The sequence below is a fragment of the Streptomyces sp. JB150 genome, assembly GCF_011193355.1.
Lineage (GTDB): Bacteria > Actinomycetota > Actinomycetes > Streptomycetales > Streptomycetaceae > Streptomyces.
The window spans coordinates 5,504,704-5,528,790 of record NZ_CP049780.1 but is presented as its reverse complement, the minus strand read 5'-3'; the positions used below and the strand labels follow the sequence as shown (position 1 = coordinate 5,528,790).

At 72.0% G+C, this 24,087-nt stretch carries 17 protein-coding genes; 3 read left to right on the top strand and 14 right to left on the bottom strand.

All coding sequences use genetic code 11. The annotated features are described in order from the left end of the window. Positions 1-146: 146 nt before the first annotated feature. The 3 genes from G7Z13_RS25625 to G7Z13_RS25615 are packed head-to-tail and all read right to left on the bottom strand — an operon-like array spanning position 147 to position 3,843. Complete coding sequence (locus tag G7Z13_RS25625; RefSeq protein WP_206313145.1) at positions 147-1,097, bottom strand: carbohydrate ABC transporter permease; 951 nt, start codon at positions 1,095-1,097, stop codon at positions 147-149. Continuing rightward, a complete protein-coding gene (locus tag G7Z13_RS25620; RefSeq protein ID WP_166002580.1) occupies positions 1,094-2,128 on the bottom strand; it encodes an ABC transporter permease subunit in 1,035 nt (344 codons plus the stop codon). Before G7Z13_RS25620 ends, G7Z13_RS25625 begins: the two co-directional genes overlap by 4 nt. Positions 2,129-2,154: 26 nt before the next feature. Beyond that, complete coding sequence (locus G7Z13_RS25615) at positions 2,155-3,843, bottom strand: extracellular solute-binding protein (RefSeq protein ID WP_166002579.1); 1,689 nt, start codon at positions 3,841-3,843, stop codon at positions 2,155-2,157. Positions 3,844-4,202: 359 nt separating this feature from the next. On the opposite strand from G7Z13_RS25615, the gene G7Z13_RS25610 reads away from it, so the two are divergent. Beyond that, complete coding sequence (locus tag G7Z13_RS25610; RefSeq protein WP_166002578.1) at positions 4,203-7,049, top strand: glycoside hydrolase family 3 C-terminal domain-containing protein; 2,847 nt, start codon at positions 4,203-4,205, stop codon at positions 7,047-7,049. A 239-nt stretch (positions 7,050-7,288) separates the two neighbouring features. Here G7Z13_RS25610 and G7Z13_RS25605 read toward each other — a convergent pair whose 3' ends face one another. The 4 genes from G7Z13_RS25605 to G7Z13_RS25590 all read right to left on the bottom strand — a co-directional run bounded on the left by G7Z13_RS25605 (position 7,289) and on the right by G7Z13_RS25590 (position 13,476). After that, the gene (locus G7Z13_RS25605; RefSeq protein ID WP_166002577.1) at positions 7,289-8,734 is read right to left on the bottom strand and encodes an aldehyde dehydrogenase family protein; all 1,446 of its coding nucleotides are present in this window, start codon (positions 8,732-8,734) and stop codon (positions 7,289-7,291) included. Positions 8,735-8,971: 237 nt separating this feature from the next. Then, on the bottom strand, positions 8,972-9,664 hold the full coding sequence (locus tag G7Z13_RS25600; RefSeq protein WP_166002576.1) for an EF-Tu/IF-2/RF-3 family GTPase: 693 nt from the start codon (positions 9,662-9,664) through the stop codon (positions 8,972-8,974). Further along, on the bottom strand, positions 9,665-11,242 hold the full coding sequence (locus G7Z13_RS25595; protein ID WP_166002575.1) for a PucR family transcriptional regulator: 1,578 nt from the start codon (positions 11,240-11,242) through the stop codon (positions 9,665-9,667). Positions 11,243-11,349: 107 nt separating this feature from the next. Continuing rightward, the gene (locus G7Z13_RS25590) at positions 11,350-13,476 is read right to left on the bottom strand and encodes an ATP-binding protein (RefSeq protein WP_166002574.1); all 2,127 of its coding nucleotides are present in this window, start codon (positions 13,474-13,476) and stop codon (positions 11,350-11,352) included. Between the two features lie 282 nt (positions 13,477-13,758). On the opposite strand from G7Z13_RS25590, the gene gabT reads away from it, so the two are divergent. Both gabT and G7Z13_RS25580 read left to right on the top strand, forming a co-directional pair. Next, positions 13,759-15,093 (top strand): 4-aminobutyrate--2-oxoglutarate transaminase, encoded by a 1,335-nt coding sequence (gene gabT / locus G7Z13_RS25585; protein WP_166002573.1) that lies wholly within the window; start codon positions 13,759-13,761, stop codon positions 15,091-15,093. Between the two features lie 151 nt (positions 15,094-15,244). Beyond that, a complete protein-coding gene (locus G7Z13_RS25580; protein WP_240926342.1) occupies positions 15,245-16,069 on the top strand; it encodes a phosphatase PAP2 family protein in 825 nt (274 codons plus the stop codon). Here G7Z13_RS25580 and G7Z13_RS25575 read toward each other — a convergent pair. The 7 genes from G7Z13_RS25575 to G7Z13_RS25545 form a co-directional block, all read right to left on the bottom strand. Then, on the bottom strand, positions 16,008-17,816 hold the full coding sequence (locus tag G7Z13_RS25575; RefSeq protein ID WP_166002571.1) for a glycoside hydrolase family 18 protein: 1,809 nt from the start codon (positions 17,814-17,816) through the stop codon (positions 16,008-16,010). The genes G7Z13_RS25580 and G7Z13_RS25575 overlap by 62 nt on opposite strands. Before the next feature lie 77 nt (positions 17,817-17,893). Beyond that, positions 17,894-18,349, bottom strand: a complete 456-nt coding sequence (locus G7Z13_RS25570) for a hypothetical protein (RefSeq protein WP_166002570.1) — start codon at positions 18,347-18,349, stop codon at positions 17,894-17,896. 124 nt (positions 18,350-18,473) lie between these two features. Then, on the bottom strand, positions 18,474-19,907 hold the full coding sequence (locus G7Z13_RS25565) for an FAD-dependent oxidoreductase (protein WP_166002569.1): 1,434 nt from the start codon (positions 19,905-19,907) through the stop codon (positions 18,474-18,476). A gap of 12 nt (positions 19,908-19,919) precedes the next feature. Then, positions 19,920-20,741, bottom strand: coding sequence for an ABC transporter permease (locus G7Z13_RS25560; protein ID WP_166002568.1), 822 nt, complete (start codon positions 20,739-20,741; stop codon positions 19,920-19,922). Continuing rightward, a complete protein-coding gene (locus G7Z13_RS25555; RefSeq protein ID WP_166002567.1) occupies positions 20,742-21,671 on the bottom strand; it encodes an ABC transporter permease in 930 nt (309 codons plus the stop codon). After that, a complete protein-coding gene (locus tag G7Z13_RS25550) occupies positions 21,671-22,843 on the bottom strand; it encodes an ABC transporter ATP-binding protein (RefSeq protein ID WP_166002566.1) in 1,173 nt (390 codons plus the stop codon). Before G7Z13_RS25550 ends, G7Z13_RS25555 begins: the two co-directional genes overlap by 1 nt. After that, a complete protein-coding gene (locus tag G7Z13_RS25545; protein WP_166002565.1) occupies positions 22,840-24,084 on the bottom strand; it encodes a spermidine/putrescine ABC transporter substrate-binding protein in 1,245 nt (414 codons plus the stop codon). The genes G7Z13_RS25550 and G7Z13_RS25545 overlap by 4 nt, the downstream gene beginning before the upstream one ends. Positions 24,085-24,087 lie beyond the last annotated feature (3 nt).

The following is a 24,087-nucleotide window of genomic DNA, read 5'->3' as shown; positions in this document are numbered from 1 at the left end:
CACTCCGGTTTCTGTGGAACGGGGGGCACGGAGACGTGCTCAGGGGCGCGGGGCTGTTTCGACATGCGGCTCCGCCGCGCGGGCGCGACCGACCACGACGAAGCCGCAGCCGCCGGACGACCCGCACCCCTACGGCGAGAAGGACCTCACCCCTTCACCGCCCCCGTCAGCATCCCCTTCTTGAAGTGCTTCTGGACGAACGGCGACACCACCGCCACCGGCAGCAGCGCCAGCACCATCACCGCCATCTGCACGGCCAGCGCCGAGATCTGCCCGGTCTTGATGGCCTGGCTCATCCCCACCGGCTGCTCCTGCTTCTGCACCAGCTGGATCATGACGTTCTGCAGCGGCATCATGTCCTGGTCGGTGAGGTAGATCGACGCGTTGAACCAGGCGCTCCAGTACCCCACCGCGTAGAACAGCGTGATCACCGCGACCACGGCCCGCGACAGCGGCAGCACGATCTTCCACAGGATCCGCCAGTCCCCCGCCCCGTCGATCCGCGCGCTGTCGATCAGTTCGGGCGAGATGTTCATGAAGAACCCGCGCAGCACCAGGATGTTGAAGACGCTCACCGCGCTCGGCAGGATCAGCGCGAGATACGTGTCCGTCAGCCCCAGGGACTGCACCAGCAGGTACGTGGGGATCAGCCCCGCGCCGAAGAACATCGTCGCGAGCAGCGTCATCAGCATCCAGCGGTGCCCGAGCGACCCGCTGCGCGACAGCCCGTAGGCGGCGAGCACGGACACCGTCATCGAGAACAGCGTGCCGACGAGCGTGACGCCCAGGCTGACGAGGGTGGCGCGGGTGACCTGCCCGCCGCTCAGCAGCTCCTGGTAGGCGACGAAGGTGATGTCCCTCGGGATCAGCACCAGACCGCCGGCCTCGGTGATGGTCTTCTTGGACGACAGGCTGGTGACGATGACGATCCACAGCGGGAACAGCACGGCGAGGCAGGCACCGGCGAGGACGATCCCCTTGCCGGCGAGCCCGGCCCGTCCGGGCGGCTCCTCCCAGACGGGCCGCGGCGGGGCCTGCCACCAGCGGGGCGCCTTCTCCGCCACGGGTTCGTGCCTCCGGTCCAGGACGGCGGTCACTTCTTGTACACCCCCTGCTCGCCCATCATGTGGGCCACCTTGTTCGCGGCGAGCACCAGCGCCACGCTGACCAGCCCCTTGATCAGGCCCGCGGCCGCGGCGAAGCTGAAGTCCTGGTTGCGCACGCCGTTCCACCACACATAGGTGTCGAGCACCTCCGCCGCGCCCGGCCCGACCGCGTCGCGCTGCAGCAGGATCTGTTCGAAGCCGACGGTGAGCGCGTCGCCGACCCGCAGCACCAGCAGCAGCGCGATCACCGGCCGCAGCGCGGGCAGCGTGACGTGCCACAGGCGCCGCCAGCGCCCCGCGCCGTCCATGGCCGCCGCCTCGTACAGGTCCGGGCTGACGGAGGCGAGTGCGGCGAGGAAGACGATGATGCCCCAGCCCGCGTCCTTCCAGACGCCCTCCGCCGTCACCAGGAACTTGAAGATCCCGGGGTCGGTCATGAGGTCGAAGCCCTCGTACCCGTGCCGGCGCAGGGTCTGCGCGATGATGCCGGCGCCGCCGAAGATCTGCTGGAAGACGGTGATGACCAGCACCCAGGAGAAGAAGTGCGGCAGGTAGAGGATGGCCTGCGACACCGCCCGCACCCGGGGCCTGATCACGCTGTTGATGAGCAGCGCGAGCGCGATCGGGATGGGGAAGAACAGCACGAGCTGGAGGAAGAACAGCACCAGCGTGTTCCGTACGGCGTCCCAGAACGCCGAGTCCTCGAAGATCCGCTGGAACTGCTCCAGGCCCACCCAGGGGCTCTCCAGCATGGCGGCGAACCCGTTGTCGCTGATGTACGGGTCGTACTCCTGGAAGGCGACGACGTTGCCCAGGATCGGTACGTAGTTGAAGACCAGGACCAGCGCGACGGCCGGCAGGGTCATCAGGATCAGCGTGCGGTCGCGGCGCAGCCTGAGCCGCAGGCTCAGCTTGCCGGGCCGTCGCGCGGGGCGCCGCCCGGAGCGGGTGTCCGGCGTCCGCGCCGCGGCCTTCCTCGTGTGCGCCTCGTCCCTGCTGCGAGGCACCGTGCTGTGGGACACGGCCGTCTCCTTGCCTCAGCGCCGGGTCACTGCGCGGAACCGTTGTCGTCGAGCAGCTTCTGGTACCAGTCCCGCAGCTTGTCGCCGCCCTGCTTGCGCCAGTCGGAGACGGCCTGCTGCATGTCGCCGATCTTCTTGCGGCCGCGGACGATGTCGTCCTCCAGCTGCTCGAAGTCGTTGGAGAGGTTGGTGTAGCGGGCGGGCTCGGTGATCTGCATGCCCCAGAAGGCGGACCTGCTGGTGAAGGCGCCCATCCGCTGCTGCCACTCCACCTGCTCGCGGGTGATGTCCGGGAACTCCGGGTGGGCGATGGTGGGGGCGGGGCTGGCGAGCATCACGTAGGCGTTGACGACTTCGGCGTTGCCCTTGTCGTTCTTGAGCGGCATGCCGTCCTTGACGCTGTAGTGCGTGCCCTCGACCCCGTAGTTGGTGAGCATGTACTCCCTGGTGCCGTACGGGGCGGCGGTGACGTTCGCGGCGGCGAGCACGTCCTCGATGACGGCCTTGGACGCCTTCTTGTTGACGAAGGCGAAGATGCCGGCGGGCGATCCGGCCCACAGCCGCGGCTGGCCGCCGTCGTGGCCGAAGATGTCCATGCCGGCGATCCGGAACTCGGGGTTCTGGGCGGCCTGTTCGGACATCTTGCCCCACCAGTCCGAGATGTTGTTGTTGTACATCAGGACCTGGCCGGCGGTGAACCGGTCGCCCGCGGTGCCCTGGGTGGCCGCCTTCGCGTCGGGGTGGACCACGCCCGCGGCGTACAGCTTGCGGGTCCACTCCAGCGCCTCGAGGAACTCCTCGGTCTCGACGCGGTAGACCAGCTTGCCGTCGACCTGGTTCCAGCCGAGCGGCTTCTCGCTGCCGGACAGCACGCCGAAGATGTTGAAGGCGGTCCACTTCATGTCGTCGCAGGCCCACACCTTCGCGCGGGCGTTGGTGACGTCCTTGGCGAAGGACAGGAACTCGGCGGCGGAACGCGGGGGCTGCCAGCCCTCCTTGTCGAAGACGTCCTTGCGGTAGAAGGGCACGATGCCGGTGACGGAGGGCGCCGGCTGGGGCAGGCCGCGCAGCTTGCCGCCGAAGATGGAGTACTGCCAGGCCTCGGTGGGGATGGCGGCCAGGTTGGGGTACTTCTTCACCGCGTCGCCCGACAGGTACGGGCCGAGGTCGGCGAACTTGCTGATGATGGCGCTGGGTATCTTGCCGCCCATGTTCCAGCTGGGGATGACCACGACGTCCGGCATGTCACTGGAGGCGAGGACCGCGCCCAGCTTCTCGTCGTAGGTGATGCCGTCCTGGTTCTGCCAGGTGATGTCGACGCCGATCAGGTCGTTCATCGCCGCGTAGTAGGCGTTGTTCCCCTTCGGCGGGGTGCCCCAGAACGGCGACATGATCCTGATGGAGCCGCCCTTGCCGAGCTTCTTCGGCACGGACGTCTTCAGGTCGGCGACCACGACCTCGCGGGTGAAGCCGACGGCGGAGCCGTTCTTCGCCGGGATGTCCGGGGTCACCACGTTGCTGGCGACGTACGCCGGCAGCAGCTTGCGCGCCTTCTTGCCCGACGTGGTGCCCTCGCGGGAGTCGCCGTCCGCCGAGCCGCCACAGGCGGCGAGCAGCGGCATGCCCCCGGCCACCGCTGCGGTGGCGACCGCCGTGGAGGCGAGGAAGCTTCTCCGGCTCGGGCCGGAGGAGACGGAAGCGGCGTTCGGCGTCATTGCGTCAACCCTTCGTGGCGCACCAGGACACCCGGCGGTGGGGCCGTCGGCTGCGGTGTCTTCAGTGGAACTGGCTGAGCCGAAGCGTTCCTTCGACTTCTGAAGGTCGGTGCGTCGAAGCGCTTCGATGTTGCTGCGAGGTTAAGTGAACCCCCGGGGGTGCACAAGGGTCGTTTCCAAGATTCCTCAAAGGCGCGGACCCGGCATCCGGGTCCCCGGTGCTCCCCCGTACACACCTTGAAATGTCGGCGGCACCCGGGAGTTGGTGCGCCGCGATGTCTTGACACCCGACCCTGCTCCCACTGAGCATCGAAGCGCTTCGAAAGCGCCTCGTCGCTCCATTCCGAGGGGAACCCCACGTGACCGAACGAACGCCGCCCGCACCGCCTTTTCGTGACCGGCACCTGCCGTTCGCGAAGCGCATCGACGACCTGCTGTCGCGGCTCACCCTCGACGAGAAGATCTCCTTCCTGCACCAGTTCGCGCCCGCCGTGGACCGCCTGGGCATCGCCGCCTTCCGCACCGGCCAGGAGGCCCTGCACGGGGTGGCCTGGATGGGCCCGGCGACGGTGTTCCCGCAGGCCGTGGGGATCGGCGCGACATGGAACCCGGAGCTGGTGCGCCGGATCGGCGAGGCGGTCTCGCAGGAGGTGCGCGCGATGCGCGCCCGCGACGAGCGGGTCGGGCTCAACGTGTGGGCGCCGACGGTGAACCTGCTGCGCCATCCGCTGTGGGGCCGCAACGAGGAGGGCTACTCGGAGGACCCCCGGCTCACCTCGGCCATCGCCACCGCCTACACCCGCGGGCTGCGCGGCGACCACCCGGTGTACTGGCGCACGGCCCCCGTCCTCAAGCACTGGCTCGCCCACAACAACGAGACGGACCGGGACACCTGCTCGGCCTCGGTCCGCCCGCGCGTGCTGCACGAGTACGACCTGCGGGCCTTCCGCGACACCGTCGAGGCGGGCGCGGTCGCCGGGGTGATGCCGGCGTACAACCTGGTCAACGGCCGCCCCAACCACGTCTCCCCGTACCTGCGCGAGCAGTTGCGCACCTGGACCGACCAGGAGCTGCTGGTCTGCTCGGACGCGGGCGCGCCGTCCAACCTGGTCGACTCCGAGCACTACTTCGACACCCACGAGGAGGCGACGGCGGCGGCGCTGCTGGCCGGCGTGGACAGCTTCACCGACCACGGCACGGACGGATCGAAGATCACCGCCCGGCTGCGGGGCGCCCTGGCGAAGGGCCTGCTCACCGAGGCGGACATCGACACGGCGGTCCGCCGCCAGCTCTCGGTGCGCTTCCGGCTCGGCGAGTTCGACGGCCCCGGCGCGTACGCCGCCCCGGGCGCCTTCGACACCCCCGAGCACCGGGCGCTCGCTCAGGAGGCGGCCGAGCAGGCCATCGTCCTGCTGAAGAACGACGGTCTCCTCCCGCTGGCCCCGGACACCCGGATCGCCGTCGTGGGCCTGCTCGCCGACGAGTGCAAGCTCGACTGGTACAGCGGCACGCTGATCCACCGCTCCACCCCGCTGGAGGGTCTGCTGGAACGGTTCGGCGCCGACCGGGTGAGCTTCGCGGAAGGCGTGGACCGGATCCGGCTCAGGACGGCCGAGGGCACGTATCTGCGCGTACCGCCGGCCGAGCGGGCGGACGGCCCGGCGCGCGGCGCCGAGGGCGCGCTCGACCCGGCGCTGCTCGCCGGCCGCACCGACCTGCCGCCGCTGACCACCGGTGCCGACGGCACCGAACTGGCCCTGATCGACTGGGGCGAGGACGTGCTGACGCTGCGCGCCCCCGACGGCCGCTATCTCTCCGTCGCCGAGGACGGTTACGTCCGCGCCTCCGCGGACCAGCCCGGCGGCTGGGTCGTGCAGGAGACGTTCCGCCTGGAACCCCACGAGAACGGTCACCTCCTGCTCCACCTGGGGACGGGCCGGCACGTCTGTGTCGCCGCGGACGGCGTGAAGGTTGCCGCGCCCGGCTCCCCGGACGAGCCGGCGGTCTTCGCGCTGGAGGTCACCGAGCACGGCGAGGACGCGGTGGCGCGGGCCGCCGCCGGCGCGGACGTGGTCGTGGTGGTCGCGGGCAACGACCCGCACCTCAACGGCCGCGAGACCGAGGACCGTACGACGCTGCGGCTCCCCGGCCACCAGCAGCGCCTGCTGCGCGCCGCCCGCGCCGCCAACCCGCGCACGGTGCTGGCGCTGGTGTCGGCGTACCCCTACACGGTGGCACCCGCCGCGCTGCCCGCGATGCTGTGGACCGCGCACGGCGGCCAGGCGGCCGGCACCGCCCTGGCCCGGGTCCTGGCCGGCGACGTCTCACCGGCCGGCCGCCTCCCGCAGACCTGGTACGCGGACGACGCGGACCTGCCCGACCTCCTCGACTACGACGTCATCGGCAGCCGCCAGACCTACCTCTACTTCGAGGGCACGCCGCTGTTCCCGTTCGGCCACGGCCTGTCGTACACCCGCTTCACCTACACGGACCTGACCGCGCGGGCGGCGGACGGCGCGGTGCGCGTCACGTTCTGGGTCACCAACACCGGCGCGGTCCGGGCGGACGAGGTCGCGCAGCTCTACGCCCGGGCGGCGGACCCGTCGGTGATCCGCCCGCGCCGCCAGCTGCTGGACCACGCGCGGATCACCCTGGCGCCGGGCGAGACCAGGGAGCTGTCCTTCGACGTCCCGCTGTCCGCCTTCGCGTTCTGGGACGTCGCGCGCGGCGACTGGCGCGTGGAGCCCGGCCCGTACGAGCTGCTGGCCGGGGCGTCCTCCGAGGACATCCGGCTGCGGACCACGGTGACCCTGGACGGCGAGCCCGCGACGCCGCGCCCGGTCGCGTCCCGCGGTCTGGACGCGGTGGACTTCGACGAGCAGAGCGGCACGCGGATCGTGGACCGTACGAAGGTGTCGGGCGACGCGGTGACCCCGTCGGCGGACGTCGCCGAACTCCTCTACCGCGCCTGCGACTTCGGCACGGGCGTCCGTCAGGTGAGCGTCGAGGTGGCGGGCGGGGGCGGCACGGTGGAGGTGTGGCCGGCCCCGGGCGCCGCGCCGGCGACCCTGACGCTCGACGCCCCGACGTCCGGCCCGTACGACTACACGCGTCTGACCGCCGCCTTCACCGCGGACGGCGTGCGCGACGTCCGCGTCAGACTGCGCGGCCCGCTGCGGCTCGCGCACGTCGGCTTCTCCGGTTGAGGGTCCGGACCAGGCCGGCGCGGGGAAGGGGCCCGGCACCGGAAGGCATCGGTGCCGGGCCCCTTCGGGACGGCGAGCTCGCGTCGAGAAGAGCTTACCTGAAAATGGTTCCCATGAGCCAGAGGGGGCGCCGCCCGCCCGGTGGACGACACCTGACTGCCGTGGACGACAACCGCCGTGCATGACAACGGCCGGAGCCCCCGCACAGTCGGGCTCCGGCCGTCGGCCTGTCGGCCGCCTCAGAGAGCGAGACCGGTGAGGACGAGCACCCGCTCGTAGGTGTAGTCGTCCATGGCGTACCGCACGCCCTCGCGGCCCACGCCGGACTGCTTGACACCGCCGTACGGCATCTGGTCGGCGCGGTAGGACGGCACGTCGCCGATGACCACGCCGCCGACCTCCAGGGCGCGGTGGGCGCGGAAGGCGGTCTGGAGGTCGTGCGTGAAGACGCCGGCCTGGAGACCGAACTTGGAGTCGTTCACGGCGGCGAAGGCCTCGGCCTCGCCGTCCACCTTCTGCACGGTGAGGACCGGCCCGAAGACCTCCTCGCAGGCGATCGTCACGTCGGCCGGGACCTCGGCGAGGACGGTCGGGGCGTAGGAGGCGCCGTCGCGCTTGCCGCCGGCGAGCAGCTTGGCGCCCGCGGCGACGGCCTCGTCCACCCAGGACTCGACGCGCTTGGCGGCGTCCTCGCTGACCAGCGGGCCGACGTCGGTGGCGTCGTCGCTCGGGTCACCGGTGACCTGGGCCTCGACGGCGGCGACGATGCGCGGCAGCAGCCGGTCGTAGACGGCGGCGTCGGCGATGACCCGCTGCACGGAGATGCAGGACTGGCCGCCCTGGTAGTTGGAGAAGGTGGCGATGCGGTTCGCCGCCCAGTCCAGGTCCTCGTCGCTCGCCCAGTCGGCGAGGACGACCGCGGCGCCGTTGCCGCCCAGCTCCAGGGTGCAGTGCTTGCGCGGCGCCGAGTCCATGATCGCGTAACCGACCTTGTCGGAACCGGTGAAGGAGATGACCGGCAGCCGCTCGTCCTGCACGAGGGCGGGCATCCGGTCGTTCTCCACCGGGAGGATGCTCCAGGAGCCGGCGGGCAGCTCGGTCTCGGCCAGCAGCTCACCGAGGATCAGGCCGGAGAGGGGGGTGGCCGGGGCGGGCTTGAGGATGATCGGCGCGCCGACCGCGATCGCCGGGGCGACCTTGTGGGCGCACAGGTTCAGCGGGAAGTTGAACGGCGCGATGCCGAGCACGACGCCCTTGGGGAACCGCCGCGTGAGCGCGAGCCGGCCCTGGCCGCCGAGGTCGGTGTCGAGGCGCTGCGCCTCGCCGCCGTTGAACCGCCGGGCCTCCTCGGCCGCGAACCGGAACACGGACACCGCGCGGCCCACCTCGCCGCGGGCCCACTTGATCGGCTTGCCGTTCTCGGCGGAGATCAGCCGCGCGATCTCCTCGGTGCGCTCGGCGAGCCGCTTGCTGACGTGGTCGAGCGCGGCGGCACGCACGTGCGCGGGCGTCGCGGCGAACTCGTCCCGCACGGCGTACGCGGCGGCCACGGCCTCCTCGACCTGCGCGTCGGTCGGCAGGCTGACCTGCCCGACGAGCCGACCGTCCCACGGGTTGGTGACATCGAAGGTGCTCTCACCGGTGACCGGACGGCCGGCGAGCCAGAAGGCGTGGGTGGAGGTCATGGTCGAAGCCCGTGCCCTTCCGCGTTGGGGGTGGTGTTGCCTGTCGGCTCCACGGTAGGGGCGGAGGGGCGGTGGGGGGCTTGTCCAGAGTGTAGTGGTGGGGGGTGGGGGTGCGCCGGTTTGGACCGTCCGGCCGCTCGGGGGTCGCCGCGCGACGAAGGTTCGTCCACCGTAGGTGATCTCGCGAGGACTCCGATCTCGCACGCCAGCGGTTCAGGGGCTTCACACTGCCCTTGGCTATGCCCCCGAGATGCGGTGCCGGCGGCGGTCGGCGGGGACGGCGGCTGCGCGCTGCAGGTCGACCGGACCGATCTGCTGAAGGCCGTCATCCGGCGGTTCGGAGCCCGCGGCCGGGGCTGACCCGAGCAGCCGGGTCACGGTGCCGGAACCCGCGGCGCGGCCGTGTCGGCGGAAGGCGAAACGGTGGCCGGACTCCAGCGGGACGGGCCGGTCGAGGTCGATCCGGACGGTGGCCCGGTGGAGCGGTCGGAGTGCGTCCAGGCCGGGGGGCAGGGTCACCGTGCCCACGACTGCGGCGCCGCGCAGGTAGCAGTCCAGGGTGTCACCGGTGCGCACCTCGGCGCCGCCCTCGTCCTCCGCCAGCACCGCGAGGTCGGCGGTGAGGGCGCCGTACGCGCGGATGGAGCCCGGCGCCGCGAGTACCTGTCCGCGTTCGAGTACGGCGGCCACCGCGCCCGGGAGCAGCAGGGCGACGTTGGCGCACGCGCCGGGCTCGTCGGTCTCGCGCCCGCCGTCGCGGATGCCCGTCACCCGGACGTTCTCCTCGGTGCCGAAGCCGACGATCGCCACCTCGTCGCCCCGGCGGACACGGCCGCGCTCGATCCGGCCCGCCGCCATGGCGAGCCTGCCCTGGTCGAGGACGAAGACGTCCTCCACCGTCATCAGGAAGGCCGGCGGCTCGCCGGGCATCTACTGCTCCGCCGCCGTGGCCTTCAACGCCAGCCACAGTTCCATCCGGACGTCCGGGTCGTCCAGGGAGCGCCCCAGGATCTCCTCGACCCGCCGCATCCGGTAGCGGAGGGTGTGGCGGTGGACGCCGAGGTCGGCGGCTGCGGCGTCCCACTGGCCGTGGCGGGAGAGCCAGGCGCGCAGCGAGGCGACGAGGTCGCCGCGGCCGGTGGCGTCGTGTTCGCGCAGGGCGCGCAGGAGGCCGTCGGCGAAGGCCTTGACCGCGTCGTCGGCCAGGAGCGGCAGCACCGAGCCCGACGCCAGCTGTTCGTGTTCGACGAGAATGCGGCCGCGGCGGCGGGCCACCGACAGCGCCTGTTCGGCCTGTTTGTAGGCGGCCGCGGCGGTGATGGGGCCCGCGGGGGCGGAGAGGCCGATCACCAGGTCGTCGCCCTCCGCCGGGGAGGGTTCGCGGACGGAGGACGGCGTGCCGCGGGCCGCCTCCAGGGCCGCCGCGTACTCGGCGCAGGCGTGGGCCGCCGCGCCGCCGTCCGCGGCGAGGACGATCAGGCGGTCGCCCTCGGGCACGGCCAGCACCGCCTCGCCGGCCCGGGCGCCGGCCGCCTCGACCGCCTCGGCCAGGCCGCCCCCGCCCGCGTCGCCCTCGGCGACGATCACGCGGAAGGGGGCGTCGAGGAGGCCGCCGTAGAGGTCTCCGGCGACGGCGCGGGCGTGGTCCGGTTCGCCCGCGAGGAGCATCCGCAGCACCGCCGCACCGATGCGCTGCTCGGCCTCGTGCAGGGAGCGGGAGCGTTCGGTGGTGAGGGTGAGCAGGGCGATGGCGGAGTGGACGGCGTAGCGCTCGGCGGTGCCGAGGGCGGCTTCCGTGCCGACGGCGAGGGCGGCGCGCGGGCGGCGGCCGGTGCCGAGGGAGTGCAGTTCGACGCGGTCCTCGTGGTCGGGGCCGCCGACCACCGAGCTGGCCGGGGCCGGCCGGTCGCGCAGGCGTTCGACGTCGGCGGTGAGGCGGGCGGCGCGGCGGCCCGCCCACTCGGGGGCCGCGGCGACGACGGCGCCGGACGCGTCGTAGAGCGCCGCCCAGCCGTCGACCTGGGCGGCGAGCGCGCCGAGCAGCCCTTCGGGGCCGTCGTTCAGGGCCTGTTTCGTCAGTTCGCGCTGGGCCGCGAAGCCGGCCGTGACCGCGCGGTACTGGTCGGCCGCGATGGCCGCCGAGACCGCCTTCGTGATCGCCAGGAAGGGGGTGCGGCGGGGCACTTCGAGGAGCGGCAGGCCCTCTTCCTCGGCCGCGTCGACCAGTGCCTGCGGGATCTCCTCGTAGTTCACCCCGATCGCGAAGCCGAGGCCGACGACGCCCGCGCCGGCCAGCCGCCGCACATAGCGCCGCATGGCCTCCGGATCCTCCGCGTCCAGCTTCAGCGCGGTGATCAGGAGCAGTTCCCCGCCCTCCATGTACGGCACGGGGTCGGCCAGCTCGCTGACGTGCGCCCAGCGGACGGGCACGTCCAGCCGGTCCGCGCCCGCCCGGACGGTCAGCTTGAGCGCCGAGTGGTGGACGAGGGAGGCGAGCGTGGGAGGCATGGGGCCTTCAGAGCCTTCGAGGAGGGGGAATCGGGGTGATCTTTTGGCCGTCGCGTATGAACGACCGGTACCGATTCTGCCTCACCGTATGACCGCGAGACGCCGCTTCAGCCCCGCAGGTCCACCAGCAGCGGCGGCGCGTGCTCGCCCTTGACGTTCGTGAGGGAGAGCACCGCGTGGCCGGGCGGCACCGCGTGCGCCAGCTCCGACGCGGACCAGCGTTCCCGCTCCACCTGCCGTACGGTCACCGCGCGCGCGGTCGGCGCCTTGCCGGTGATGACCCGGCGCAGCATGTGCACGGCCTTCCCGGCGGGGGTCTCGGCGATGATCTGCCGGTCGGTGACGTCGCGGGCCTCGGTCCACTCCTTGCCCCACACCTCGGCGAAGTCCTGCCCGTCCCAGGGGGTGAGGCCGGACAGGGCGATCCGGCATCCGGTGGCGCCGAGGAGCGGGCCGCGCAGCGGGCGCGGTACGTCGTCGAGGGTGCGCAGTGTGAGGACGGCGCCCGCGTTGGCGGAGCGCAGGCGCTGGATGCCGCGCACCGACTCCGGGGTCACCACGCCGGTCGCGTCGTCGAGGATCAGGCAGGCGAACAGCGAGCGGTCCTCCCGCACCGCCACGCTCGCCGTGAACTGGGCGAGCACCAGCCGGGCCAGGATCCGGGAGGCGTCCGCGTGGCCGCGCGCGGGCAGGTCGATGCGGACCCGGACCGGGTGGTCGAGGGCCTTGAGGGAGAACGGCCGGGACTGGCCGGAGGTGTCGAAGAAGCCCGCGAACGCCGGGCGGTCGAGCAGGGCGATCCGGTCGGCCAGGACCCCGCTGACGTCCCCCGGGTGGGCCATCTGCCGCTCGCGCGCGTCCAGTTCGCGCAGCAGCGACTCCTGCCCGGCCTCGACGAGACCGGCGCGCAGCTCGGCGAGCGGGCCGGGCGCGCCGTCGAGCAGCGCGCGCAGCTCGGGGACGGACGGGAAGCGGCCGTGGACGGCGCGATAGGGGCCGAGGAGCTGGGCGAGGACGGTGGTGGAGCGGCGGCTGTCGCTGCCGGGGTGCGGGTCGGCGAGGTCGCCCACCAGGGCTTCGGCCAGTATGGCGGCGGCCTCGTCGGGGTCGGTGTTGCCGCCGTACAGGTCGAGGTCGTACATCGACTCGGGGTTGCCGATGCGCACGACGACGTCGTAGGCCTCGGCCGGACCCAGTCCGGCGCCCGCCGCGCCGACGACCACGACGGCGGCCCGCCCGGTCAGCGCGTGCAGGCACAGCGACTCGGCGAGCGGACGCACCAGGGTGCCGGTCTTGCCGGAGCCGGCCGGGCCGACGGCGAGCAGGGAGGTGCCGAGCAGTTCGGGGCCGAGGGCGAGGCCGGTGCCGCGGTAGGCGTAGGGGTTGCGCGGGTCGTCGGCGGTGGTGCCGAGCCGGACCTGGCCGGTGAGCAGGTCGTGCCGGGCCTGGCGGCCCGGCAGGTCGCGGGCGCCGGAGGGGTGCGGGCAGGCGGCGGAGCCCTCCCGCAGGACGGCGCCGGTGAAGGTGGCGAGGGAGTGCCGGCCGCTGTGCACGCCCTGCCAGGCGCGGGTGATGCGGGCGTGGTCGACGTCCCGCATCAGGCCCTGGCGGGCCTCGGTGGCGAGCCGGTCGGCGGCGTCGGAGGCGCCGGCGGCGCGCAGCGCGGGGAACTCGGCGGGGTCCTCCTCGAGGGCGGGCGGGCGCTGGTTCTCCGGGGCGGTGGAGCGCCGCCAGGCGGGCGGGCCGTAGCGGCGCCACAGCTCGCCCCAGCGGCCCAGCCGGCCGACACCGACCAGGATGACCAGGGCGACGATCGCGTAGTAGGCGTAGACGACCACGACGGCGGCGAAGCTGTGCGGCTCGGCCCAGGAGTCCGGGATCATCGCGTACAGCGGCAGCAGCCACCAGCCGCCGAGGTAGCCGTTCCACAGCAGCGACCAGATCAGCCAGCCGACCAGGAACGCGATCAGGGCCCCGGCGGCCAGCTGCCGGCCGGGCACCAGCTCCGGTTCCTCGTCGGGCCGCGGCTTGTGCCCGAACCGCCAGACGCCGGGCGCGGCCTCGGGCCGGGGGGTGCGCAGCCAGCTCAGGAAGGCGGAGCCGTCGGGGAGGGGCGGCACGGGTGGTGCCGCCGCGGGGCGGGGGGGCAGGGACGGCATCTCCGGCGGCTGCGCCGGACGAGGTACCGGTTCCGCATGCGTGCCCCGCGCCTCCCGGGTCCCGTCGCTGTCCATCGCCCTTGCCCCCTGACCAGCCGCCGTGTCCGCGTCCGCGTCCGTCCCGTGCACCATCAGCGAGTCAATCTAACGCGCGGGCAGGGCGAGTTCACCGGTGACGCGGCGGCACGCACGGGCGGTATCCGTCCGGGCGAGCCGGGCCGGGCGCGCGCCGCCTATGTCCACGGCGGACAACCGGCCCCGCCGACAACGCCCACATGGAGCATGCCCACCCCCTCCCACCCGTCTTAACCTGCGAGAAAAGAAGACAAGCGTCCGGAAACACCCCCAGGAGCCCTCATGACCGCAGTTCCGCAGGAGCGCCGCGTCGTCACCGCCATCCCCGGCCCGAAGTCGCAGGAGCTTCAGGCCCGCCGTACCGCCGCGGTCGCCGCGGGTGTGGGCTCCGTGCTGCCGGTGTTCACCGCGCGCGCCGGCGGCGGCATCATCGAGGACGTCGACGGCAACCGTCTGATCGACTTCGGCTCCGGTATCGCCGTGACGTCGGTGGGCGCCTCCGCCGAGGCGGTCGTCCGCCGCGCCTCCGCGCAGCTCGCCGACTTCACCCACACCTGTTTCATGGTCACCCCGTACGAGGGCTACGTGGAGGTCGCCGAGGCCCTCGCGGAGCTGACCCCGGGTGACCACGCCAAGAAGAGCGCGCTGTTCAACTCGGGCGCCGAGGCCGTCGAGAACGCCGTCAAGATCGCCCGCGCGTACACCAAGCGCCAGGCGGTCGTCGTGTTCGACCACGGCTACCACGGCCGCACCAACCTGACGATGGCGCTGACCGCGAAGAACATGCCGTACAAGCACGGCTTCGGTCCGTTCGCGCCCGAGGTCTACCGCGTCCCGGTCGCCTACGGCTACCGCTGGCCGACCGGCCCGGAGAATGCCGGCCCGGAGGCCGCCAAGCAGGCCATCGACCAGATCACCAAGCAGGTCGGCGCCGAGAACGTCGCCGCGATCATCATCGAGCCGGTGCTGGGCGAGGGCGGCTTCATCGAGCCGGCCAAGGGCTTCCTGCCGGCCATCGTGAAGTTCGCCAACGACAACGGCATCGTCTTCGTCGCGGACGAGATCCAGTCCGGCTTCTGCCGCACCGGCCAGTGGTTCGCCTGCGAGGACGAGGGCATCGTCCCGGACCTGATCACCACCGCGAAGGGCATCGCCGGCGGTCTGCCGCTGGCCGCGGTGACCGGCCGCGCCGAGATCATGGACGCCGCGCACGCCGGCGGCCTGGGCGGCACCTACGGCGGCAACCCGGTCGCCTGCGCGGGTGCGCTCGGCGCGATCGAGACGATGAAGGAGCTGGACCTCAACGCCAAGGCGAAGAACATCGAGGCGGTCATGAAGTCGCGTCTCGGTGCCATGGCCGAGAAGTTCGACATCATCGGCGACGTCCGCGGCCGGGGTGCCATGATCGCCATCGAGCTGGTCAAGGACCGCGCCACCAAGGAGCCGAACCCGGAGGCGACCGCCGCGCTCGCCAAGGCCTGCCACGCCGAGGGCCTGCTGGTCCTGACCTGTGGCACCTACGGCAACGTGCTGCGCTTCCTGCCGCCGCTGGTCATCGGCGAGGACCTGCTGAACGAGGGCCTCGACATCATCGAGCAGGCGTTCGCGCGCATCTGAGCGGGCGCGCCGCGCGTCTGACGGAGCCTGCGGCAGAGCGTGTGAAGAAGGTGTGCGAGGTGGATGACAGGACGCCGTTCCGGCTGTCCTCCTCGCCGCGCCTGTCGTAGGTTCTCAGCAGATGAGAGATACACCCCGCCCACAGGGGACTGTGGGTGACACCAGGCCGTGGCCTCCCCAGCTCCGACCTGGTCGTGCCCTCGCGCACACCACCGGGGCCTCCGGCTCCGGATCTCCTCACCGATCGGACGGTCGCCCGCCCCAGACCCCCCGGGGCGCGCGGCATTCCGGTCCGTTCGGCCGCCTCGGAACCATCCCCCCTGTTCCGGGGCGGCCGACCCTCTTCCTCCTGCTGCCGCTGATCCTGTTCGCGCTGATCACCTGGCAGGTCGTCGCCGACGGCCCGCTGATCCGCCTCGACGAGCGGCTGAGCCGCGCGCTGGTCCGCCCGGACCGGGTCTCCGAACTCCTCGCGGACCTCGGCAACGTGCCGGTGGCCGTGCCGGTCCTGGCGGTGGTGGCGGCCGGTGCCCTCTGGCGGGCCCGCGCCGGCGGTACGGACCACTGGTGGCGGCCGGGTGTCGCGGCGGCCGTCCTCATGGCGCTGGTCCCCGCGCTCGTCGTCCCGCTCAAGGTGCTGACCGACCGCCCGGGCACCCCGGCCGTCCCGCCCGCCACCGGCTACTACCCCTCCGGGCACACCGCCACCGCCGCCGTCGCCTACGGCTGCGCGGCGCTGCTCCTGCTGCCGTCGCTGCGCCGCGCCGCCGCCCGCCGCGCCGTGCTCGCGCTGTGCGCCGCGCTGGTCCTCGGCGTGAGCTTCGGGCTGGTGCGGCGGGGCTATCACTGGCCGCTGGACGTGGTGGCGAGCTGGTGTCTGTCCGCGCTGCTGCTGGGACTGCTGTGGCGGCCGCTCAGCGGAAGTAGCCGTCGAACGTCCGCTGGAACTCCCAGCCGCCGAACCGGTCCCAGTTGACCGACCAAGTCATCAGACCGCGCAGCCCCGGCCAGGTGCCGTGGGTGGCGTACGAGCCGCAGCTCACCTTCTTCGTCAGGCAGTCCAGGGTCTTCACCACTTCGGCCGGGGGCACGTGTCCGTTGCCCGCGTTCGGGGTGGCCGGCATGCCGATGGCGACCTGGTCGGGGCGCAGCGGCGGGAAGACCTTGCCCGGGTCGCCCGCGACGGGGAAGCCGGTCAGCAGCATGTCGGTCATGGCGATGTGGAAGTCGGCGCCGCCCATGGAGTGGTACTGGTTGTCGAGGCCCATGACCGGGCCCGAGTTGTAGTCCTGGACGTGCAGCAGGGTCAGGTCGTCGCGCAGGGCGTGGATGACCGGGAGGTAGGCCCCGGCCCGCGGGTCCTGGCCGCCCCACTTGCCGGTGCCGTAGAACTGGTAGCCGAGCTGGACGAAGAAGGTCTCGGGGGCCATCGTCAGCACGAAGTCGTCGCCGTACCTGGCCTTCAGGGTCTTCAGGGCGGAGATCAGGTTCACGATCACCGGGGTCTTCGGGGTGCGGAAGTCGGTGTCGTCGGGGTCGAGGGAGAGGGAGTGGCCCTCGAAGTCGATGTCGAGGCCGTCCAGACCGTACTCGTCGATGATCTTCGAGACGGACGCGACGAAGGTGTCGCGGGCGGCCGTCGTCGTCAGCCGCACCTGACCGTTCTGGCCGCCGATGGAGATCAGCACCTTCTTGCCGGCCGCCTGCTTGGCCTTGACGGCCGCCTTGAACTCGGCGTCGGACTCGACGTTCGGGCACTCGGTGACGGGGCAGCGGGTGAAGCGGATGTCGCCGGAGGTGACGGAGGTCGGCTCCCCGAAGGCGAGGTCGATGACGTCCCAGCTGTCGGGGACGTCGGCGAGGCGGGTGTAGCCGGAGCCGTTGGCGAAGGTGGCGTGCAGATAGCCGACCAGGGCGTGCGGCGGCAGGCCCGGGGTGGGGCCGCCGGGGCCGGGGGCCGTGGTCGCGGTGACGGTCGCCGAGCGCGCGGACTCGCCCGCGTCGTTCACTGCGGTGACCTGGAAGGAGTACGCCGTCGAGGGCGCGAGGCCGGTGACGGTCGTCGTGGTGCCGGTGACCGTCCGGACCTTGGTGCCGTCGCGGTAGACGGCGTAGCCGGTCGCGCCGGGGACGGCCGTCCAGGACAGGTCGACGGAGGTGGCGGTGACGGTGCCGGCGGCGAGGCCGGCCGGGACGGCGGGCGGCCGGGCGGGGCCGGTGCCGGGGCCGGTCAGGGTCAGGTCGTCGGCGTGGTAGGCGCCGGTGCCGTACCAGCCGTGGGTGAAGACGGTGACCCGGGTGGTGGCCGGGCCGGTGCGGAAGGTGGTGGTGAGCTGCTGCCAGTCGGTGGCGGACTGGGTCCAGGCGGTGACGTCGGTGGTGCCGGTGCCGGACGCGCCGAGGTACACGTAGGAGCCGCGGACGTGGCCCGTGAGCGTGTACGCGGAGTCGGGCTGGACGGTCACGGTCTGGGAGCAGCGGGCGTTGTCGCTGCCGGCGGGGGTCGCGCGCAGGGCGGCGCCGCCGCTGCGCACCGGGCTGGTGACGGTCGTGCCGGCCGTGCAGGTCCAGCCGTCGAGGCCCGCTTCGAAGCCTCCGTTGGCGAGGAGGTCCGCGTCGGCCGCACGGGCGGCCGACGTGAGCGCGGTGAGGCCGGGCAGGGTCAGTGCCGCGGCGGTGAGCAGGGCGAGCGGTCTGAGGCGGGCGAAGCGTGCGCGGTCCACAAGTGCCTCCGTAGGCGGGGGAATTGGAGGGGTGGAGCGCTCACAACTTGGTCCAGACCAATCATCGTGTCAAGGGGTCAGGCCGGGTCCTCCTTCGTGGCCAGGTTCGCCGCCGCCTCGTGCATCGCGAGTTCCAGCAGCGCGGGACCGGTGAGCGTCCCGGACCCGTCCGGCGGCACCAGCCAGCGCACCTTGCCGGCCGGCCGGCCCGGGTACGGCACGACGATCCAGGTGCCGGCCCCGGCCGTACGGATGCCCGTGCCGAGCCAGTGGGCGGCGGTGCCCGGCGGCACGAGGAAGCCCGTCCGGGCGTCGCCGGAGTCGGCGAGCACCGGGCCGGGCCGGTCGAGGATGCGGGTGAGCACGTCGAGCGTCGGACGGCCCAGCCGGCCGGGCAGGATGAGGACGTCCCAGGCCTTGCCGGCGGGCAGCAGCGTCACCCCGAGCGGGTTGCGCTCCCACTCCCAGCGGCAGGCGTCGGGGTCCGGTGCGACGGAAGCCAGCCAGTCGACGGCCGTCTTTGCCCCAGTCATGGAGAAGACCTCCCTGTTCTCTCGTGGACGCGCGGTGCGTCCACGAGGGAGAGGGAGGTCATGGCCCAAGCATTACGCGAGTTCGGTCCGCCGTTTCGTGTGACCCGCGTCACACGGACCGGGGTCAGCTGTCGAAGCCCAGCCCCAGCCGGTCCATCGCGCGCAGCCACAGATTGCGCCGCCCGCCGTGGGCGTCCGCCCGGGCCAGCGACCACTTGGTGAGCGCGATGCCGGTCCAGGCGAACGGCTCCGGCGGGAAGGGCAGCGGCTTCTTGCGGACCATCTCCAGCTCGGTCCGCTCGGTGCGCTCCCCCGCCAGCAGGTCCAGCATCACCTCGGCGCCGAAGCGGGTCGCGCCGACGCCGAGGCCCGTGTAGCCCGCCGCGTACGCCACCTTGCCCTGGTGGGCGGTGCCGAAGAACGCGGAGAAGCGGGAGCAGGTGTCGATGGCGCCGCCCCAGGCGTGGGTGAAGCGGACGCCCTCCAGCTGCGGGAAGCAGGTGAAGAAGTGCCCGGCGAGCTTGGCGTAGGTCTCCGGCCGGTCGTCGTACTCGGCACGCACCCGGCCGCCGTACGGGTAGATCGCGTCGTAGCCGCCCCACAGGATGCGGTTGTCGGCGGACAGCCGGAAGTAGTGGAACTGGTTGGCGCTGTCGCCGAGGCCCTGCCGGCCGCGCCAGCCGATCCCGGCGAGCTGGGCGTCCGTCAGGGGCTCGGTCATCAGGGCGTAGTCGTAGACGGGGACCGTGTAGTGCCGCAGCCGTCTGACCAGACTGGGGAAGATGTTGGTGCCGAGCGCGACCTTGCGGGCGCGGACCCGGCCGTAGGGGGTGCGTACGGTCATGCCCGCGCCGTAGGGCTTCAGGGTGAGCGCGGGGGTGTGCTCGTAGACGCGCACCCCGAGGTTCACGCAGGCCCGCTTCAGGCCCCAGGCGAGCTTGGCGGGGTTCAGCATGGCCACGCCGCGCTTGTCCCACAGGCCCGCCTGGAAGGTGGGCGAGTTCACCTGCGCGCGGACCGCGTCGGCGTCCAGGTACTCGACGCCGTCGGCCAGGCCCTCGCGCTCCATCCGCTCGTACCAGTCGCGCAGTTCCCACGCCTGGTACGTCTCGGTGGCGACGTCGATCTCGCCGGTGCGCTCGAAGTCGCAGTCGATGCCGTGCCGGGCGACCGCCTTCTCGATCTCGTCGAGGTTGCGGGCGCCCAGCTCCTGCAGCTTGTGGATCTCGTCCGGCCAGCGGGTGAGCCCGTTGGGCAGCCCGTGGGTGAGGGAGGCGGCGCAGAAGCCGCCGTTGCGGCCCGAGGCGGCCCAGCCCACCTCGCGGCCCTCCAGCAGCACCACGTCCCGCCGCGGATCGCGCTCCTTGGCGACGAGCGCGGTCCACAGCCCGCTGTAGCCGCCGCCGACGACCAGCAGGTCGCAGGTCTCGGCGCCGGTCAGCGCGGGCTCGGGGCGGGGCCTGCCGGGGTCGTCCAGCCAGTACGGGACCGGCTGGGCTTCGGAAAGGGACTTCGTCCAGTCGTTGTCACTGCCACGGCTCATGGCGCTTGGGGCCATGATTTCAACTCCCTACAAGGGTTCTGAGCGGCTCTGAGCCTTTTGCTTGGTACGGCGATTGCTGATGAGCATCGAGACGAGAACGAACAGCACGGCGAGGACGAACATGGCCGTGCCGATGACATTGATCTGCACGGGCGTGCCGCGCTGCGCCGAACCCCACACGAACATGGGGAAGGTGACGGTGGAGCCCGCGTTGAAATTGGTGATGATGAAATCGTCGAAGGAGAGCGCGAAGGCGAGCAGCGCGCCCGCGGCGATTCCGGGTGCCGCGATCGGCAGGGTGACCCGCAGGAAGGTCTGCAACGGGCCGGCGTAGAGGTCCTGCGCGGCCTGCTCCAGCCTCGGGTCCATCGACATGACGCGCGCCTTGACGGCCGTCACGACGAAGCTGAGGCAGAACATGATGTGGGCGATGAGGATCGTCCAGAAGCCCAGCTGGACGCCCATGTTGAGGAAGAGGGTCAGCAGCGAGGCCGCCATCACCACCTCGGGCATCGCCATGGGCAGGAAGATCAGCGAGTTGACGGCGCCGCGGGCGCGGAAGCGGTACCGCACCAGCGCGAACGCGATCGCCGTGCCGAGCGCGGTGGCGCCGAGCGTCGCCCAGAACGCGATCTGCAGGCTGAGCGAGAGCGAGCCGCACAGGTCGGCGACCCCGCACGGGTCGGTCCAGGCGTCCGCGGAGAACTTCTGCCACTCGTAGTTGAAGCGCCCCTTCGGATCGTTGAAGGAGAACACCGTGACGACGACGTTCGGCAGCAGCAGATAGGCGAGCGTGAACAGTCCCGCGATGACGACGAGACGGCGCTTGAGCCAGTCGACGAAGGCCATTCAGACCAGATCCTCCGTCCCGGACCTGCGGATGTAGAGCGTGACCATGATGAGGATCGCGAACATCAGGATGAACGACAGGGCGGCGGCCGTCGGATAGTCCAGGATGCGCAGGAACTGCGACTGGATGACGTTGCCGATCATGCGGGTGTCGGTGGAGCCGAGCAGGTCCGCGTTGACGTAGTCGCCGGCGGCCGGGATGAAGGTCAGCAGCGTGCCGGAGACGACGCCCGGCATCGACAGCGGGAAGGTCACCTTGCGGAAAGTGGTGAAGGGCTTCGCGTACAGGTCACCCGCCGCCTCGTGCAGCCGGCCGTCGATCCGCTCCAGCGAGGTGTACAGCGGCAGGATCATGAACGGCAGGAAGTTGTACGTCAGACCGCACACCACCGCCAGCGGCGTGGCCAGCACCCGGTCGCCGGAGGTGACGCCGAGCCAGCCGGTGACGTCCAGGACGTGCAGCGCGTCGAGCGCGCCGACGACCGGGCCGCCGTCGGCGAGGATCGTCTTCCAGGCGAGCGTGCGGATCAGGAAGCTGGTGAAGAACGGCGCGATCACCAGGATCATGATCAGGTGCTTCCAGCGGCCCGCGCGGAAGGCGATCAGATACGCCAGCGGGTAGCCGAGCAGCAGGCACAGCACCGTCGCGGCACCGGCGTACAGCACCGAACGCAGGAACTGCGGCCAGTAGTCGGACAGGGCGTCCCAGTAGGTGGCGAAGTGCCAGGTGACCTCGTAACCCTCTTCGAGGGAGCCCGTCTGCACGGACGTCGAGGCCTGGTAGACCATCGGCAGCGCGAAGAAGACGACCAGCCAGAGGATGCCGGGGAGCAGCAGCAGGTACGGCATCCAGCGGCCCCGCCTGCGCGGGGGCTTCTTCTCGGCGCCCGGCGGCGCGAGGGGCGGTGGCGCCTCGGTGGCGGCGGCCATCAGACGGCCACCCCCTCGTGCGGCTCGACCTTCTCCACGCCGGCCTCGATGTCCTGGGCGGCGTCCAGGCCGAAGGTGTGCGCCGGGTTCCAGTGCAGGACGACCTCGGCGCCGGGCGCGAGCCGGGCGTCGCGGTCGACGTTCTGGACGTAGACCTGGAGCGCGGCGCCCGCCGGGCTGTCGACCACGTACTGGGTGGAGACGCCGATGAAGCTGGCGTCGGCGATCCTGCCGGTGACCCGGTTGCGGCCGTCCGGGATGTCCCCCGCGTCGTCGGCGTGCGTGAGGGAGATCTTCTCGGGCCGTACGCCGACCAGCACCCGGCCGCCGGCCGCCGTGGGGGCGCTGCACCGCCGGGCGGGCAGGGACAGCTTGCCGCCGCCCGCCCGCAGCACGATCTCGTCGCCGCCGGCGGCGTCGACCTCGGCCTCGATGAGGTTGGAGGTGCCGAGGAAGTTGGCGACGAAGGTGGTCTTCGGGTTCTCGTACAGGTCGGCGGGGGCGCCCAGTTGCTCGACGCGGCCCGCGTTCATCACGGCGACCGTGTCGGCCATGGTCATGGCCTCCTCCTGGTCGTGCGTGACGTGCACGAAGGTGATGCCGACCTCGGTCTGGATGCGCTTGAGCTCCAGCTGCATCTGGCGGCGCAGCTTCAAATCGAGGGCGCCGAGCGGCTCGTCGAGGAGCAGCACCCTGGGGTGGTTGATCAGGGCGCGGGCGACCGCGACGCGCTGCTGCTGGCCGCCGGAGAGCTGGTGCGGCTTCTTGCGCGCGTGCTCGCCGAGCTGGACCAGGTCCAGCATCTCGTCGACCTGCTTCTTCACGCTCTTGATGCCGCGCCGGCGCAGACCGAAGGCGACGTTCTCGAAGATGTCGAGGTGCGGGAAGAGGGCGTAGGACTGGAAGACCGTGTTCACCGGCCGCTTGTAGGGCGGCAGCCGGGTCACGTCCTGGTCGCCGAGGTGGACGGTGCCGCCGGTCGGTTCCTCCAGGCCGGCGATCATCCGCAGGGTGGTGGTCTTGCCGCAGCCGGACGCGCCGAGCAGGGCGAAGAAGGAGCCCTCGGGGACGGTCAGATCGAGCGGGTGGACGGCGGTGAAGGAGCCGTAGGTCTTGCTGATTCCGGTGAGGCGGACGTCGCCGCTGCCGTTGGTCGTCGTCATCGTCGTCACGCCCCTGTGAGCTTCGCGAACTTCTCTTCGTAGGCCGTCTCTTCCTTCGCGCTGAGCGAGCGGAAGGCACGGGACTTGGCGGCCATGTCCTGGTCGGGGAGGATCAGCGGGTTGTTCGCCGCGTCCTCGTCGATCTTCGCCAGTTCTTCCTTCACCCCGTCGACGGGACACACGTAGTTGATGTACGCGGCGAGCTGGGCGGCCGGGCGGGGCTCGTAGTAGTAGTCGATGAGGCGCTCGGCGTTGGTCTTGTGCCGGGCCTTGTTCGGCACGAGCAGGTTGTCCGTCGACGTCATGTAGCCGCTGTCGGGGATGAGGAAGTCGACGTCCGGGCTGTCCGCCTTGAGCTGGACGACGTCACCGGCCCACGCGAGACAGGCCGCGAGGTCGCCCTTGGTGAGGTCCGAGGTGTAGTCGTTGCCCGTGAAGCGGCGGATCTGTCCCTTGTCCACGGCCCGCTGCATCCGCGCGATGGCCGCGTCGAAGTCGTCGTCGGTGAACCTGCCGGGGTCCTTGCCCATGTCGAGCAGGGTCATGCCGACGCTGTCGCGCATCTCGGACAGGAAGCCGACCCGGCCCTTCAGCTTGGGGTTGTCGAGCAGGTCGGAGACGGACGTGACCTCGACGCCGTCGAGCGCCTTCTTGTTGTAGGCGATGACCGTGGAGATGCCGGTCCAGGGGTAGGAGTACGCCCGTCCCGGGTCCCAGTCCGGGCTGCGGAACTGCTGGGACAGGTTGGCGTAGGCGGTGGGCAGGTTGGACGGGTCCAGTTTCTGGACCCACCCGAAGCGGATGAGGCGCGCGGCGAGCCAGTCGGTGACGCAGATGAGGTCGCGGCCGGTGGGCTGGCCGGCGGCCAGCTGCGGCTTGATCTTGCCGAAGAACTCGACGTTGTCGTTGATGTCCTCGGTGTACTTGACCGTGATGCCGGTGCGCCGCCTGAACTCGTCGAGCGTGGGGTGGCGCTTCTCGCTGTCGTCGACGTCCATGTACTCGGTCCAGTTGGAGAAGTGGACGGTCTTCTCCCTGGCCGAGTGGTCCTCGGACGAGACCCCGGAGGTCTGCGCGGCCGGCGGGATGCCGCAGGCGCTGAGCGCCCCCAGACCGCCGGCCGCGAGCGCGCCGCCGGCGGAGGCGCGCAGCAGGGAACGGCGGCTGAGAGCGGCCCTGCCGTTTCGCAAGCTGCGCCGCATGGCGGCCACTTGGGCCGGGGACAGGCGGTCGGGCTCGTACTGCTCCATGCG

Bases quoted from the DNA above. Each gene is read 5' to 3' on its own strand.
- G7Z13_RS25615 (WP_166002579.1), bottom strand. From the start codon at position 3,843: ATGACGCCGAACGCCGCTTCCGTCTCCTCCGGCCCGAGCCGGAGAAGC.
- G7Z13_RS25605 (WP_166002577.1), bottom strand. From the start codon at position 8,734: ATGACCTCCACCCACGCCTTCTGGCTCGCCGGCCGTCCGGTCACCGGT.
- G7Z13_RS25600 (WP_166002576.1), bottom strand. From the start codon at position 9,664: ATGCCCGGCGAGCCGCCGGCCTTCCTGATGACGGTGGAGGACGTCTTC.
- G7Z13_RS25595 (WP_166002575.1), bottom strand. From the start codon at position 11,242: ATGCCTCCCACGCTCGCCTCCCTCGTCCACCACTCGGCGCTCAAGCTG.
- G7Z13_RS25590 (WP_166002574.1), bottom strand. From the start codon at position 13,476: ATGGACAGCGACGGGACCCGGGAGGCGCGGGGCACGCATGCGGAACCG.
- gabT (WP_166002573.1), top strand. From the start codon at position 13,759: ATGACCGCAGTTCCGCAGGAGCGCCGCGTCGTCACCGCCATCCCCGGC.
- G7Z13_RS25570 (WP_166002570.1), bottom strand. From the start codon at position 18,349: ATGACTGGGGCAAAGACGGCCGTCGACTGGCTGGCTTCCGTCGCACCG.
- G7Z13_RS25565 (WP_166002569.1), bottom strand. From the start codon at position 19,907: ATGGCCCCAAGCGCCATGAGCCGTGGCAGTGACAACGACTGGACGAAG.
- G7Z13_RS25560 (WP_166002568.1), bottom strand. From the start codon at position 20,741: ATGGCCTTCGTCGACTGGCTCAAGCGCCGTCTCGTCGTCATCGCGGGA.
- G7Z13_RS25555 (WP_166002567.1), bottom strand. From the start codon at position 21,671: ATGGCCGCCGCCACCGAGGCGCCACCGCCCCTCGCGCCGCCGGGCGCC.
- G7Z13_RS25545 (WP_166002565.1), bottom strand. From the start codon at position 24,084: ATGGAGCAGTACGAGCCCGACCGCCTGTCCCCGGCCCAAGTGGCCGCC.